Below are 15516 nucleotides of genomic sequence, written 5' to 3' on the forward strand. Positions count from 1 at the left end.
AAATGTCCGCTTTTCGCAGCGTGAGCTGACCGGCCACCGGCGTTCCGGCGCGGAGGCTTTGATGGCTGCGAGCAATCGGATCACGATGACGATGCGCGAACTGGACAGGTTCAAGGTCATTCAGGACGTTGCCGACGGCAAACTCAAGCCGTGGCGCGCGGCAGAACGGCTCAGGCTAACGACGCGGCAGGTTCGCCGCCTCGTTGGCCGGTTGCGCGAGCATGGACCGGAAGGTCTCGTGACGCGCCGGCGCGCGAAGCCCAGCAACAACCGGCTGGATTCAACCGCTCGTGGATGCAGCGGACTGCCGCTCGCGCCCCGGCACGCTCGCACCGAAGGTGCCTGCATGAAGTCGATGCGGTCTTCATCGGGTGCTTCGCCGCAAGCAGCACGTTAACCACTGCCAGGCCAATTACACCCAATTACACGCAGCGAAGGAAGTCAGTGCGCTGGCGCGGCCAGCCGATACACTGGACGGCGTGGGTCATCGGGGACGATATGGGGCGGTCAGGCCGACTGCGGCGCCGAGCTTCTGGCGAAACGGTTTCCTGTTCCGCCGCCGGCATCACTACATAAAAAGGCGCCGCGAACGGCGCCTCTCTTAGATCAACAACTCTCAAGTGCCTAGAAGCGGGTGCGGATACCGGCACCCACCACCACCTGATTCTTCGTTGACGCAATGCCGCCGATAAAAGAGCTTGCGCCTTCAAATGCAGCCAGACCCGCGCCCCCCTGTGCCGGAGTCAGACCGCCGCTCAGGTGGGACCAGTTGGCGACCGCGTACACGTCCGTGCGCTTCGACAGGTTGTAATCCGACAACAGGCTGACCTGGTTCCACTTCGGCGACGCCGAGTTCTGAGCGTTGCTGAACTTGCCATTGGTGTACGTGTACGCCGCGCCCAGCGTCAACGCGGGGGTCAGGCTGTAGTGCGCGTTCAATTCGTAGTTCGTGAAATGAACATTTGCGGAGTTCGCAAGCGACAAAGGCGTGGCGCCAGTGGTGAACCCCGTTGCATTGTTGAGCCTGGTGTCCGTAACCACAAAACCAACGTTAGCCGGGCCGAACGTGTAGTTCAAGCCGCCGCCGAAGGTGCGCTGACGCCCTGCGGTGAGCGCCGCATCAGCGCTGGTGCTGGCGGCACTGCTATCGACAGCGCCACCGGTGTTGGTGACTGAACCGTTGGTGACCGAGCCCAAGCCAGCGAGGTTGTTGTTGATTTGCGTGTAACCCAACGCTGCCGTAATCGGACCGTTGTTATACATGGCGCCGAAACTGTATGCCCGGTTGTTCGCGAAGCCGCCGGCCTGGTTCGAGAAGCCATACAAGCCGCCGATGGTCAGGCCGTAGTAGTTCGGGCTCTGGTATTTCACCGCGTTGTTGACGCGGAACGTACCGATCATATTGTCGTTGTCCATCGCGTGCGCGAAGACATTGCCGCCTGCGCCGTTGAAGTTTTCAAACGACATATGGCTGACGTAGTCGTACATGAATTCGTTCTGACGACCTACGGTCAGAGTGCCGAGGGTATTGCTCGACAGGCCGACATAGGCGTTGCGGCCGAATTCGCGACCGCCCTGGCCGAGCTTTCCGTTGCCCAGCGCGAAGCCGTTTTCCAGGACGAATACGGCCTTCAGGCCGTCACCCAGATCTTCGGCGCCTTTCAGGCCCCAACGGTTGCTTTGCATAATGCCGCTGCTCAACGCGACATTGCTATGACCGCCGGTGTTGTTGCTATAGCTGATGCCGGCATCCAGCAAACCGTACAGTGTCACGCTGTTTTGCGCATGGGCTGCAGTCGTGCCGAGTGCTGCAAGCGCCGCTGCAAACAATACTTTGTGCTTCATTAGAAGTCTCCGTAATTCAATGACGCCTCGCAAACAGAGGCAGATCGGCGAGAAGCGGCCGGTCAATGGCATTCGCCGACTGCTAACGCCTGGCCGCCTATCCGCGCACTTGATGGTGTGCGACGGAAAAATAGAAACCGGCTGATTACTGACCCACAAAAATCATTCCGTGCGGGGAACCCATCCCGGTATAGACCGGCGTCATTGCTCCCGTCGATGTGTTGAGCTGCAAGAGCGTGCCCGAACCCGCGCTATATGCCGTTCCGGCAGTAAAGCCCGTGGTTGCATCGATGCGATAGATGAACTGCGTCTTATTGTCCGATAGCAACATGAACGAATTGCCTGAAGGCGCCCAGCGCGTGTCATCCACCGCCGCAGGGTTGTTGGACAACGTGAGCGGCAGCACGCTCACCGACTGGCTTGCTCCTGGATTTTTAACAAAGACCAACTCGGAGTCAGCCTGACTATCGACAACCAGATTCCCGGCCGGGTCGGTCGCCATCGAATCCGGATCCGTCATGTTAAGCACGACTGGCGTGTTCGTCGGGATATTGGTCGCCGTTGCGTTGCCCATGAGTACCGGAGTCAGATGAAACGTTTTCTTGTCCGAATTCAGGGTGATGGTGTAAGCCGCAGGAACCGAACTCACGCCTTTGGGCGCCGTTGCGGTAGCGGGTCCCAAGGTGGGATGTGATGCGCTCACATACGCGACCCCACCGAGCATCTTCATGTCATCGAGTCCGCCACCATGTGCGGTGGGAGCGTCGGGAGAGAGCGTTGTCTGGGTATTGGCCGCGGTGTCGATCACGATCAGAAGCGGGTCCGCGTCTTCATTGGTGCTGACCCACACCGTATGTGAATCGAACTCCATGATGCCGTCCGGGTGGCCCGGGACGTTGAAAGTCTTGACGACATTTCCGTTCAGATCGTATTCGATAACTTCGCTCTGCGGGGACGTGCCAGCAACGCTGGTTCCGTCCGGATTGTTATTGCTGTCCTGCGCGACAGCGAAGATGTTGCTGCCGTGCTGGACAAGGTCATCCGGCAAAAGCGCGCCGGGCGCCTTGGCAAAAACCGAAATCTTGTAGCCCGTCTGAGCGGCGGTGACCGAAGCGGGAACCGGTGTTGCCGCGGTCGTCGAGGATCCGTTGCCACCGCATGCGGAGAGCGTCGCCACCAGACTGGAAAGAAGGACAAGTTTTTTCTGGATCATATGCACTTCGATGATGAAAGGTTGTGAGCAGGCCCGGCCGAGAAGTCGCGGACAAGCGGCAAGAGCACACTTGCCGCGTACTTTCAGAGTGACGCATCAATTCCGAAAATGGAGATCGGAGAAACAGCAAAGATTTGAGAAGCACAACTGAGGTTGTGTAGCCGGTGGGGCTGACAGCAATTGCCTGTTAAGGGAGGGAGCGAGTATATGTTTGCAGTCCGCGCGCAAATCGCGAAACACTGAATTGCTCGATGGTCAGTGGTGCCGCTTTCTGTCCAGGGCTTTCACAGCGCCGCCAACGTGGCGACTGCTACCCGAAATAAGGCGGTTTTGTGAAGCCGTGTATCGACTGTCGACTAGGTGCAACACATCCATAGAGCCGTTGCGGTCGCGTACACACGCGGAAGGGCCATACGACCGGCTTCTGTTTGGGCGGCTCAATGACCGTAACGCCGATCGCCTCGACATGGTCTGCAACCGCCCGAGCGACCTCATGCTCGGTGAATTTGGCGTCCGTCTCTGCGCGCCGTTGCGGAATGCGCCGCAAGATTTCGGCATCGGCTGATGCCCAGGGCCTTCACTTGGCCGCCCCGACGTCGTACATGACCTTGATGTATGCGGCGCATGTCACGGCGAGTTTCGACGGCTGAAGGACGGCCGGCTTGTTCCGCTGATGCGCCGCGCGCTTCGCCGCCTTCTTCAGGATCGGTGCGACGAGCATCGCAGGGATGCGCAGGAGCGGCGGCAACGGGTGCGACGATCTCGGGCAATGCGACCTGCGTCGGGAATGTCGGCGCGCGGCGTGGCGGGCCAGATAGGTGCAGCTTGCTCGGCGTCGAAGCGGTCGATAGGACGCGCCTCGGCGATCGGCCGCATTGCAGGACGCGCGATCGGCTGGCGCGGCGGGAAAGCGGGGATGGCGAGCCACTCCAGGAGTGCCGCGAGGCTTCCCAGTCTTCGAAACCGTCGACTGGTGCGGGAACGGGCTTGGATCGGCAACGTAATCGAGCGAGGCGCGGATATGGAGAAGGTGAAGGGGCGCAACACCGATGTCGACGTACTATTGAGACTTCCATAATTCATGACGTCACCACAGCGTAGCCTGCATCCAGCAAGCGGCAATGATCGAAGGCCGCTTTTGAGCGCTCTTGAGCTTGTTGCGGGCGCTCGCGTGCAGTTCGCCGAGATCATTGGGGCAGTAGTTGGCCAGCGCGTGGCGCTTCAGCCAGGCCCACAGGTATTCGACCGGGTTCATGTCCGGCGCGTACGGCGGCAGGAACGCGATCTGGATGTGTCCGTCCTGGCGGTCCAGGTACTCGCGCACCAAACGACTGCGATGCGCCTTCAGGCCATCCCAGATCACCAGCAGCGGCTGCTTCAGGTGGGCCTTGAGCGCCTTGAGGAATTGGACGATCTCTTCCTTCTTGATGCTCCCCTCGTGCAGCCGGAACAAACAGTTGGTGCGCGTGAGCCCGGCGATGACCGAGACGTGATTCCAGTTGAAGTGAAACTGGATGATGGGCGTCTGTCCCTTGGGCGCCCAGGTGCGGACTCTGGTCGGGCGCTCGCTGATGCCGGACTCGTCCACGAAGACAATCAGCCGGCCTTCTCGTCGGGCTTTTTTTTAAGGGCCGGCCAGGTGCGGCGCTTCCAGTTGCGCACGGCATCCTCGTTGCGCTCGATGGCCCGCTTCTCGGGCTTTTGCGGGCTAAAGCCCAGTGAGCCCAGGATGCGCCAAACCTGCGTCTGGCCAAAGCGAATGCCGTGCATGCGTTCGATGACCGCGCCCACACGCTTGAGAGTCCACAGTTCAGTGCCAAATCCATGCTCGACGGGGCTTTGCAGCAGGGCGGCGCGAACAGCCGCCAACTGTTGCTCATCGAGTTGGGCCGGGCGCCCTCGCTCGCGCACCTCTCGCAGCGCATCGATGCCGCCTTCATCAAGCAGCCGCTTCCATGTGTACACCGTCTGCCGAGCCACACCCACCGCCAACGCCACCTCGGCGCAGCCCTTGCCCGCCAGCAGCAGCCGACCCGCCTTCAATCGCTTCTTTGCTGCTTCGCTCATTCGCCTTTGCGCCATGCCAACTTGTCTCCAGGACCGTCCTGAAAATATAACGCTTGAGACACTCAACGGTTGTCATGATTTACGGAAAAATCAATAAAACGATCACTCGCCGACGTAGGCGCCCCGTTCGACGAACTCATCGCGGCTTTTACTGGTTTTGTCGCATTAACGCGGTCAAGTAAAATCCGTCGACCGCAACGCATGAGAAGCATGATGGCAAAGACGAAGGCGCCACGCAAGACGCTGCCCGCTGGCATTGGCAAGGTACTGAAGCGGCTGCACTACCCGCTGGACGTGATCCTGCTGTGCGTGCGGTGGTACGTGGCGTACTCACTGAGCCTACGTAACCTCGAGGAAATGATGGCCGAGCGGGGTATTGAGGTGGATCATTCGAGCGTGCACCGGTGGGTTATCAAGCTGCTGCCGGTGCTTGAAAAAGCATTCCGCAAACGCAAACGGCCTGTGGGCAAAAGCTGGCGCGTCGATGAGACCTACGTCAAGGTCAAAGGTCAATGGAAATACTTGTACCGTGCCGTCGACAAAACAGGTAACACGGTGGATTTCCTGCTGCGCGCCCATCGGGACAAGGCCGCGGCACGCCGCTACTTCGAGAAGGCGATTGAACAGAACGGCGAGCCCGAGACAATCACCGTGGACTGCAGCGGCGCGAATCTGGCTGCGCTTGAAGCGCTCAATGCCGAGCGTTTAACACCGATCAAGGTCCGTCAAAACAAATACCTGAACAACGTCGTCGAACAGGATCACCGTGCCATCAAACGCATCATCAAACCGATGCTGGGGTTCAAGGCTTTCCGCTGTGCGCGCATCATCCTGTCTGGCATAGAGATCGCACACATGATCCGCAAGGGGCAGTTGTGTGACGATGGCGTCGCCTCGACTACAGCCGAACAATTCTACTCGTTGGCAGTGTAAGTAGTCCTACTGATATCACGCTTTACTCAAGCTGTAATCGTTAGCGCGACAGAACCCTGCCTGCTCTATACGCCGCACCGCGACCTCGATCGCGCCGAGCGTTTCGTCTTCTTCGAGCGCTGGGCAAGCCGCGCAGCGCTCGCCGAGCACGAGCGCACCGAGCACTTCAAGGAACTGGTTCGCGAACTGGCACCGCTGGTCGCACAGCCGCTCGACGTGACGATACTCGAGGCGCTACTCAATGATTGAGCGATGTTCCATCGCCCGAGGGTGATTTGCTCGTTGGACACCTCGACGTGCCCCCCGCTCAACACGACTAAGCGCGCCGGCGGACTGTCGCGCTTGCGGTGACAAGGCTCACGTCATCCTGGTCCACCGAATGCGTTGATCCGGACACATGTACTGTCCGCGTGGCGCCTTCAACGCAATTGCGGCAAATCTCGTACACTCGGACGCCACCGCGGTAGCGCATCGATCTGTGGTTCGGCAGCACGTGCTGCGTTACGTTGGACACCACCGCGTGGACCGCTCTCTCAGGGAAACTTCAAGCATGGGTAACAACCAATCTACCAGCATTACTCTTCAGCAAAGCCGGGTCGTGGTGGCCGGGGGCACGTCAGGAATTGGCTTTGCCGTAGCCGAAGCTGCGGCGCATGCCGGAGCTGAAGTGATCATCGCCTCGAGCAGGCCGGAGCGTGTCGCGGCCGCGCTTGAGCGCCTGCCTCAAGGCACGCGCGGCGAGTCACTCGACTTCACCGACGAGGAGCAAGTGCGCGCGTTTTTTGCACGCATCGGAGCGCTAGACCACCTCGTCTACACGGCCGGGGAATCATTGTTCCTGCAAACCCTCGCTGAGCTTAGTATCGAAGCCGCGCATCGGGCCTTCGAGGTGCGCTATTGGGGTGCGCTCAAGGCCGTTAAATATGCGGCTCCCCTCATTCGCGCGGGCGGCTCCATCACCCTGACGAGCGGAGTGGCCTCGTCGCGTCCGTTGCCTGCGTGGACGATCCTGTCCAGTATCCTCGGGGCCATCGAGTCGCTCACACGGACACTGGCCGTCGAGCTTGCGCCGCTGCGTGTGAATGCCGTGGCGCCTGGCGTCTTGCGTACCGCTCTGTGGGACAACATGAGCAAAGCCGATCGCGAGAGTCTCTACGACGATATCGCGGGGAAGATGCCTGTACAGCGGGTCGGGGAGGCGAGCGACGTCGCGCAAACGTATCTTTACCTGATGCAGCAGGGCTTTAGCACGGGGCAGGTCATCGTTGTCGACGGTGGTCACGTGCTGGTCTAACGATCCCGGAGGCAAAAACATGAGTTTCGATTTCAACGGCAAACGCGTCGTCGTCGCGGGGGGCTCGCGCGGTATCGGCCGCAGCATCGCGCTCGGGTTCGCGCAGGCAGGCGCCGCCGTGTCCGTCTGTGCACGCAACCTGGAAGCATTGAAAGCGGTCGAGGCCGAGTTGTCCGTCTATGACCGTCCGGTCCACACCGCAGCTTGCGATCTCGCTGACGGCGAGGCGATCACCGCTTACATTGCGAGCGCCGGCAATGCGCTCGGCGGTATCGACATTTTGATCAACAACGCGTCCGGTTTCGGAGGCGGGGATACCGAAGCCGGCTGGGAGGCCGGCATCCAGGTCGACCTCATGGCAACGGTGCGCGCGGGTCATGCTGCACTTCCATTCCTGCGGCAGTCGGCCAACGCTGCCATCGTCAACGTGACGTCCATCTCGGCGTTGCGTCCGTCGCCACGCACCCAGTCTTACGCGGCGATCAAGGCTGCGGTCGTGCACTACACGGCTTCCCATGCATTGACACTTGCGCCGGATCGGATTCGTGTCAACTCGGTTGCGCCCGGCTCGATCGAGTTTCCCGGCGGAGCGTGGGAACAGCGCAAGACTTCCGATCCCGAGCTGTATGAACGGATACAGCGTTCGGTTCCGTTCGGCCGGCTCGGGACGCCCGCGGAGGTCGCGAGCGCGGTGCTGTTTCTCGCCAGCTCGCACGCGGGCTGGATCACCGGCCAGACCCTGGTGGTCGACGGCGGCCAGGTGTTGACATAAGCACCATGAGCAAAATTTTGACCGTAGCGGCTAACTTGTAATGTCGTATCCAGGCAAAGTTCAGATGTCGCAGTACGGTCTTCGTGACGCTTCATGCTGGGTGGTGATTTTGACGGTTCTGGTGCAAATAGGCTGTCTGGACGAGAAGGTCTCGATAAAAAGGATACCTTATCGATAAGACAGGACCGCATTCCATACGGTGGGTACAGTGGCATCTTTGAGGCCGAGCTTTGCGAGATTGAATTGGCCTTTGCTAATGCGATGCATCAACTCAATGCCGGCCAGAGTGATCGCGGCGTTCCTGAAACGCTTGAAGCCGAGCATGGCATTGGTCCGGGACTTGATATGGCGATGGTCCTGTTCGATCAGATTGTTGAGATATTTCGAAGATCGAACCTTCGTGCCCTCGGGCATCAGGCCGTCGGCCTTCATCTCGCGCACAGCACGGTGTGAGGCGGCATAGCCATCGAGTGTAATGGTTTGCGGCGGCCGCCCCTGATGTTTGATTGCCTTGTTGAAAAAGGCTTTGGCCGCGTTCACGTCGCGTTTCGCCCTGAGCAGGAAGTCAACCGTCTGACCCGCCCGATCTACTGCCCGATAAAGATAGACCCATTTACCGCGGACTCACAGGTACGTTTCGTCGACACGCCACGACGTTCCCGCAGGCGTGCCGAAACGGTTCCAGCGCTTGACAAACTCCGGCGTGTAACGCTTCACCCAACGAAGGATCGTTGTGTGGGCGAGCGACAGGCCGCGCTCGGCCATCATCTCGACGAGATCACGCAGGCTGAGCTTGTAGCGTAGATACCAGCGCACGCACTGAATGATCACATCGCGGTTGAAGTGACGGCCTGAGAACAGATCGCCCATGTTTTTAAGCTTGCTCATTATCGAATCATGAGATCGGGGAAGCAGCACTCTAACCGATCACATTCACCGTTTGCACCAGAACCCCGACATCCATGAAGGGCTCCTTAAACTCGCCTGTTGCCTGATCTGCTGGCGAACGCTTCAGCGTTCGGACGACTCTTTTTGAAACATTCTCTTAAGGCGAACGCGTACGCCGCATCAGGTGGACATAGTGCGTCCAGGAAAGCGGAAAGGTCTCAGCCAGTTACTGGAGCGAAAAAATCCGAATCGGTGATTCGGAATTTGCCGTCGGCGCTGGCGCCGCAGATTTCCGAACAACTGAGCGCGCGATCCACTTTCCGACCGCTTCGCGCCTACACAATCGGCGTCATTGTGTGCTCCAACGCGCACCGCTCTCAACGCCGCAAGAACAGAACCACAACAGTGCGGATACCACGACCGAAATCACGATGCACGTGATGATCGGGAAGTGGAAGTTGAATCCGTCGTGGACGATATGAATGTCGCCAGGCAGCCGGCCGAACGGGATGCGCGCGAGCCAGTGCCATCCGAGGCCAACGACGATCAGGAAACGGCTCATGGAGCGCAGACACTCACGGTAGCGGATGGGGCAATCATAGGCCCACGCATGCGGACCTGCCAGAGCTGCTGGCCGCGGGCGCACGCCCGTTGCGCCCCCCAGCTTTGCCTCCATCAAGCGCGCAGCGCAGGGAGCCGGCCAAACAATGCAAAGTCGTCGTTGAGGAAGCGAGATCTGGCCAACGGCGCACGCGCCGACCGATGTCTGTTCCCGGGCGACACGACGGGCTCTTCACGACCCACTAGAGACAGTCGCGGCTAGCCGAAGCGGACATTCGCCTGATCTACTGATCTGCCCACAGGCTGGCGAACCTCCCAATCTCAGCACGGCTATCGAGGCGCCTCTTTGTGCCAGAAAAATTCCTGGAAAATGCGTGCGTGTGCAGTGTATGAGCTTGAACCGTCACGGGTTCGGTATGTTTCGGCCCAGCGCAATAGCGCCTCGAACGACGTATCATTCCCATCGCGGCGGATGCCACGTTTCCGAATATTGTCTGTGCATTCGGTTTCGGTAAGGTCTAGCCAGATTAATGCCGTTGCGTCTGGCTGAATCTCAGCGACTAGCCAGCCGTATATACCTTCGATGACCCACCGATCGGCGTTAGCTGCTTCGCGAGCAAGCTGAATTGCCTCGTCCCGCTGCCGGGCAACGTTAAAGCCTCCGGGTTGCCAGTGAATCAGATCAAGGTCAGTCCATGTCGCATTGAGGCTGTCAGCGAGACGTTCCGACAACCAACTTTTTCCCTGATCCGGAATTACCGATTACAAGCGTTTTGGTGAAATCCATGCCGAACTCGCGATAGGAAAGCGGTGCATTTGGCCTCATCTATGAACAGCGCTTCATGGACGATCAGGCGTGAAGACTTTGCTTTAGCAACGGCCGCTGCGAAGAGCGACGGCCCAGTCGTGCCGTCCGTTCTCCGTCGCGATTGCCGACGCAGCGTCCCAGTCATACTCGATGGCGCGAAATTCAACCGTCCAATTCGATCCGACCTGGGTCACGAATGCGTATCGCGCGTGAGGCGAGCGCATCTCCATTCGATGAGGAAACGGTCGGTCATCTTCATAAGCCTGAATGCCGACGCTGCCCGGATTCACAATCAAACGCCCGTCATCGAGTTTCATCGAGCGCTGCAAGTGAGTATGACCGCAAAGAATCAGTTTCGAAGCCGCATTCCCCGCGCGACATTCGACTTCCTCCGGCGTGGCCTCCCTGCATCCGGAATGGGTTACGGTTTCCAGAAAATAGGTCAAGTCGTCTTCGGGCGTCCCGTGAACCAGCAAAACGTCTTCGCCAACAGAGAGCGTGCTGGGCAAACTTGCGATCCAGTCCAGTTGATCGGGGCGCAGGTGGTCGAGCGCCCAGCGGTCGGATTGACCCATATGCTCCCGATCGCCGGCAAGTACCTGCCTTTCATGATTGCCCCGGATAGTCGGAAGACCAAGAGACATTAACCGGTCTGCCGTTTCGCTTGGATAAAGCGCGCCAGAAAGAATGTCGCCGAGATTAACAATCAAATCCGCACCGGCCGAGCGAATATCTTCCAGCACGGCGTCGAGCGCGGCGAGATTTCCGTGGATATCAGATAGCGCAGCGATTTTCATAGCAGCAACGAATGAGAGCCGACGATGGCCAGATTGTCACCAATCTGGACGCGTCGGTCCAGTGACCGGTTGTGGCCGCTAGGCAGCACTGGCCTGAATAAGACGCAGTCCCCATCCCGTATTTAACGTGCCGTCTTCGCGTTGCATGGGCGCAAACGCCGCTAATAGTTCGCTCTTGAACTGCGCGCGCGCCGATTCGGACATCCTGTCGGCATCGTAAGTGTCGAGCATGTCCAACCATAACTGCTCCGGCGTAGGCATCCAGTCAATTTCGATGTCTTCAAACACGACATTAGCGAAACCATGCTGGAGTAGTTCACTCCAGCCGGCTTCACTGCGTGTCCGCGCATCACCGAGTGGTAAGTGTGTCAGGTTCGCCTTCGCAATCGGTCTGAATATGTCTAAAAAGACTTCGCCGACTTCCCCGGTCAGAAAGGCCCGCCCGACGACAGCGGAAAAACTACCGCCTTTACGCAGTACTCGGCGAATTTCACGGATTACCTGCTCTATGTCGTCCATCAACATCAGAGCCATGTGCGACAGTACGTAGTCCACGGAACCGGTATCGAGCGACACCTCTTGTGCGCGCTCATTTATCAACCGTACATCCTGCGGCAATACCGCCCGAGCCGCACCCAACTCGCCATCGCTCATGTCGATGCCGATCAACTTCGTTCCTGCGTGGCCCCTGTCGTTCAGAATTTGTAGCAGTGGCCCATCACCGCATGCCAGATCGAGCACAGTGCGCGACATCTCATCATTCGGCACACGTTCAGCCAGCGCATGATAGGAAGATGGGTATTGTGCCTGCGTCGATCGCGCAGGATGATTGCCATAGGCCCGGCGCGTTGCTCCCGCCCGACGACGGTGAAAATCTTTTAAATAGATTTCTGCTTGGGATGTCATTCTTGCGTTACCCGCTTGTTCAATTCTTGGTTGTACGCCTAGACTCTGGATCGTTCAATTCCACGGGGATTGTCAACGAACTAGACCACGATGTCGAATGTCCCTTCCTGGCCGGGCGCTGCCCTTCGGGCGGTCGGCCGCACCCGACCCACTGCCGCCGTTCGACCCAGCGCCGCCTCGCCGGCGGCTTTGAAGCCGCAACGGCCATTCGGACAGTCACGTCGGCTGGCGCGTGCTCGGCCTTTGCTGTCGTTCGCGCCACCTCGTTTCCTGCCTTCGACGAGTGACCGCTTTCCGCTGACTGCAACGGCAGCCGGTTAGTTAGTTACAACTGGTTGCGCGTTTCCGTCCATTGCGAACGGAAAGACTACGATGACCGTTGGTAATCGTGCGAAGCCAGGAACATCGTTGTGAAAAGCGACTGGTATCTCGATATCGGAGTTTGCATTATGATCAGGAATGCGAATGCAACAGGCGTGAGCAATCACGGCGCGTGCCGCAATCAGTGAAGTGCGAGCCCCGCGCTGGTTCAGCAGTAGTGGCGCAGGTTAATCATCGTATAGGCAAGCGTCTTTAACGCGTAGTGAACGTCACTGATGCGTTCAAAGCGCAGCAGCAGACGGCGGAACTTGTCCTCCCAGGCGAAGACCCGTTCAATGGTCCTGAAGCGCTCCTCGAAGATGGCCGGATCGTAGCGCTGCTTGCGGCCCCGCTTCGGTATTTTGCGTCCGCGCGGATTCTCGGGGATGTTCGGGGTCATGCCGCGATTGAAGATCGCCTTGCGGTTGGCCCTGCAGTCGTAAATGCCATCCAGGCTGACGATTGAACCGTGCAGGTCCGCGCTAATGGCGCGGGCCATGGCGGTGAGGCTGGGCAACGCGTCGCGCAACAGCGGTGATTCGTTGCGGTTGCCGGGAGCGCTGATGAATGGAGCAATGACGTTGCAGTTGCGATCGCACAAGGCCACCACCTTGTCGCCCTTCAGATGCTTGTGCCCGCTATACCCGAGATTGTCGCCGCCTTTCTTCGCCGCCGTCGTGGTGCCGTCGTCGTGGATGACCGAAAGGTCAAGCAGCTGGTCCTGATGAAGTTGCTGCACCGAGCCCGAAAAGATCGCATCGATGCAACCATCGGCCTGCCAGCGACGAAACGTGCGGTAGATGCGCGTATAGTGAATTTCAGGGTGACCTTCTGCATTCCTGTCGATCGGCAGCATCTTCCATTGGCAACCCATGTACAGTGCCTGCAGGATGTAGTTGAAGACCTTGTGCAAGGCCAGCGTGGGGGGAGGTCCGCGACGGCCCAGGCTCAGATGCGGCCAGACAAATTGCTCGAACTGCTCCAGGCGCAATCTTGTTGGAATCTCTTGCCAGTATGGGCTTCGGGTCATTCGCTGCGTCCAGAAATCTGGACTTTAGCCGATCTGGCTATTCTGACCTGAAATCCAGTCCTGGCGCGGCTTGCAGACAAATTCCACGGCCGTCGAAAACCCGCAACCAGTTGGGTTTTATCTCGGCAGCTGTGGTGTCGATTGCTGCCGCCGTATCTGCGAAGTACATCCTTGCACCCATGAGAAAGCGCTGGATCGAAAGCTCGGGTGCGCCAGCCGGCCCAATCATCGCCGAGGCGCGGCTCCAGCCGACCGACGCCTCGTCGGCATGAATAGAAATTTGAGCGCGTAGTCGGATCTAACTCATACGGCGGGCCACGAGGACGGATTTCATCGGAGAACTCTTTTGGGTGGCGGCGTAACACGGATTCGACCAAGTAAAAGGGTTCTGTCGCGCTAACGATTACAGCTTGAGTAAAGCGTGATATCAGTAGGACTACTTACACTGCCAACGAGTAGAATTGTTCGGCTGTAGTCGAGGCGACGCCATCGTCACACAACTGCCCCTTGCGGATCATGTGTGCGATCTCTATGCCAGACAGGATGATGCGCGCACAGCGGAAAGCCTTGAACCCCAGCATCGGTTTGATGATGCGTTTGATGGCACGGTGATCCTGTTCGACGACGTTGTTCAGGTATTTGTTTTGACGGACCTTGATCGGTGTTAAACGCTCGGCATTGAGCGCTTCAAGCGCAGCCAGATTCGCGCCGCTGCAGTCCACGGTGATTGTCTCGGGCTCGCCGTTCTGTTCAATCGCCTTCTCGAAGTAGCGGCGTGCCGCGGCCTTGTCCCGATGGGCGCGCAGCAGGAAATCCACCGTGTTACCTGTTTTGTCGACGGCACGGTACAAGTATTTCCATTGACCTTTGACCTTGACGTAGGTCTCATCGACGCGCCAGCTTTTGCCCACAGGCCGTTTGCGTTTGCGGAATGCTTTTTCAAGCACCGGCAGCAGCTTGATAACCCACCGGTGCACGCTCGAATGATCCACCTCAATACCCCGCTCGGCCATCATTTCCTCGAGGTTACGTAGGCTCAGTGAGTACGCCACGTACCACCGCACGCACAGCAGGATCACGTCCAGCGGGTAGTGCAGCCGCTTCAGTACCTTGCCAATGCCAGCGGGCAGCGTCTTGCGTGGCGCCTTCGTCTTTGCCATCATGCTTCTCATGCGTTGCGGTCGACGGATTTTACTTGACCGCGTTAATGCGACAAAACCCGGAATCGTCCGATCGCCGCGCGCACGGTATGCGAAGAAGCGCATCCAGCCCTCGAGAAAGATGCCCCCTCCGGCATGAAGCACGCAAGGCGGCCTTGCCATCAGCGGATAGTTCATAGTTGGAATCTGTCCGGCCAGGTCTTCAAGCGATGTGGAGGGGCGCTCGGCGTGCAAATTTTCACCCTCTGCGTGCCTGCCAAGATAGCTCTCGACGGCTTCATCCACGGTGCGCGTGCCCAGTTCGATATAGGACACGCCGACTTCATCCAGTATTTTCGACGCGATAGCTTGCTCTGCCGCATCGATGGTCGTGCGGTTGAGCGCCACCAGCTTCGCGCATTCAGGGAGCGTCCGAAACGTTGTTTCGCCGTATCGCAGTGCATCTTGAAAGATCGGATAGCGCGCGAGCAATAGGCCGGGAACGCGACCGACCGGTTGCGCCGCTGTAGCCAAACGATCGGTCCGGACGAACCGGTCCATCTCGCCAATTTCTCTCTCGCAGGACAACGCGCGTAGCATCGCCTTTCATATATTCATCGAAGGCGGCGCCGAGAGCCTGATCGCGCACCCAGCCAAGGTCGAGCGGATACATCGAAATGACTTTGAGCAATCATGTGAGAGAACGCATGGCTGATAGAAGTGCCAGTTGTCCACGATGTATGCATCGGTGTCGAACGGCCGCTACGGCCGGACTATGCCTGACAGCGATCGGCGACACGCGACCATGAGCCGCCGCTCCCTTCGTGACCGGTGTATGGCCGCATTGAGGAGATGAGGCAGCGTTCGTAATGTCGCGGTGACAAACCGGTGGCGACGCTGTGA

General features: G+C 58.9%; 13 protein-coding genes and 2 pseudogenes. 5 read left to right on the top strand and 10 right to left on the bottom strand.

Going from position 1 to position 15516, the window contains the following annotated elements; genetic code table 11:
- Positions 1-61: 61 nt before the first annotated feature.
- Positions 62-283 (top strand): annotated as a pseudogene (locus OKW41_RS22305) (helix-turn-helix domain-containing protein); the annotation flags it as partial.
- A 341-nt stretch (positions 284-624) separates the two neighbouring features.
- Here the strand turns inward: OKW41_RS22305 and OKW41_RS22310 are convergent.
- The 4 genes from OKW41_RS22310 to OKW41_RS22325 form a co-directional block, all read right to left on the bottom strand.
- Positions 625-1845, bottom strand: a complete 1221-nt coding sequence (locus OKW41_RS22310) for a porin (protein WP_429573967.1) — start codon at positions 1843-1845, stop codon at positions 625-627.
- A 145-nt stretch (positions 1846-1990) separates the two neighbouring features.
- Entirely contained in the window at positions 1991-3058 is a 1068-nt protein-coding gene (locus OKW41_RS22315; RefSeq protein ID WP_429573968.1) for a hypothetical protein, read from the bottom strand.
- Between the two features lie 577 nt (positions 3059-3635).
- Entirely contained in the window at positions 3636-3779 is a 144-nt protein-coding gene (locus OKW41_RS22320; RefSeq protein ID WP_429573969.1) for a hypothetical protein, read from the bottom strand.
- 366 nt (positions 3780-4145) lie between these two features.
- A protein-coding gene (locus tag OKW41_RS22325; protein ID WP_429573966.1) for an IS630 family transposase occupies positions 4146-5140 on the bottom strand; the annotation gives its coding sequence in 2 pieces (ribosomal slippage) (positions 4146-4675 and positions 4675-5140; 996 coding nt in all).
- Positions 5141-5335: 195 nt separating this feature from the next.
- Between OKW41_RS22325 and OKW41_RS22330 the strand changes: the two genes are divergently transcribed.
- The 4 genes from OKW41_RS22330 to OKW41_RS22345 all read left to right on the top strand — a co-directional run bounded on the left by OKW41_RS22330 (position 5336) and on the right by OKW41_RS22345 (position 8124).
- Positions 5336-6058: an IS6 family transposase gene (locus tag OKW41_RS22330; RefSeq protein ID WP_429573970.1), complete on the top strand. Its 723-nt coding sequence runs from the start codon at positions 5336-5338 to the stop codon at positions 6056-6058.
- 60 nt (positions 6059-6118) lie between these two features.
- Entirely contained in the window at positions 6119-6307 is a 189-nt protein-coding gene (locus OKW41_RS22335) for a putative quinol monooxygenase (RefSeq protein ID WP_429574361.1), read from the top strand.
- Positions 6308-6608: 301 nt separating this feature from the next.
- Entirely contained in the window at positions 6609-7352 is a 744-nt protein-coding gene (locus tag OKW41_RS22340) for an SDR family oxidoreductase (RefSeq protein WP_429573971.1), read from the top strand.
- Between the two features lie 19 nt (positions 7353-7371).
- A complete protein-coding gene (locus tag OKW41_RS22345) occupies positions 7372-8124 on the top strand; it encodes an SDR family NAD(P)-dependent oxidoreductase (RefSeq protein WP_429573972.1) in 753 nt (250 codons plus the stop codon).
- Positions 8125-8292: 168 nt separating this feature from the next.
- Here OKW41_RS22345 and OKW41_RS22350 read toward each other — a convergent pair.
- The 6 genes and pseudogenes from OKW41_RS22350 to OKW41_RS22375 all read right to left on the bottom strand — a co-directional run bounded on the left by OKW41_RS22350 (position 8293) and on the right by OKW41_RS22375 (position 14637).
- Positions 8293-9012 (bottom strand): annotated as a pseudogene (locus tag OKW41_RS22350) (IS6 family transposase).
- Positions 9013-9361: 349 nt separating this feature from the next.
- Positions 9362-9688, bottom strand: a complete 327-nt coding sequence (locus OKW41_RS22355) for a DUF2905 domain-containing protein (protein ID WP_429573973.1) — start codon at positions 9686-9688, stop codon at positions 9362-9364.
- 755 nt (positions 9689-10443) lie between these two features.
- Positions 10444-11178: a metallophosphoesterase family protein gene (locus tag OKW41_RS22360; RefSeq protein WP_429573974.1), complete on the bottom strand. Its 735-nt coding sequence runs from the start codon at positions 11176-11178 to the stop codon at positions 10444-10446.
- A 78-nt stretch (positions 11179-11256) separates the two neighbouring features.
- Complete coding sequence (locus OKW41_RS22365; protein ID WP_429573975.1) at positions 11257-12084, bottom strand: class I SAM-dependent methyltransferase; 828 nt, start codon at positions 12082-12084, stop codon at positions 11257-11259.
- A 529-nt stretch (positions 12085-12613) separates the two neighbouring features.
- The gene (locus OKW41_RS22370; protein WP_429573976.1) at positions 12614-13474 is read right to left on the bottom strand and encodes an IS5 family transposase; all 861 of its coding nucleotides are present in this window, start codon (positions 13472-13474) and stop codon (positions 12614-12616) included.
- Between the two features lie 440 nt (positions 13475-13914).
- Positions 13915-14637, bottom strand: a complete 723-nt coding sequence (locus tag OKW41_RS22375; RefSeq protein ID WP_429573970.1) for an IS6 family transposase — start codon at positions 14635-14637, stop codon at positions 13915-13917.
- Positions 14638-15516: the final 879 nt, after the last annotated feature.

It is taken from the genome of Paraburkholderia sp. UCT70, assembly GCF_050434085.1.
Taxonomy (GTDB): Bacteria; Pseudomonadota; Gammaproteobacteria; order Burkholderiales; family Burkholderiaceae; genus Paraburkholderia; species Paraburkholderia tuberum.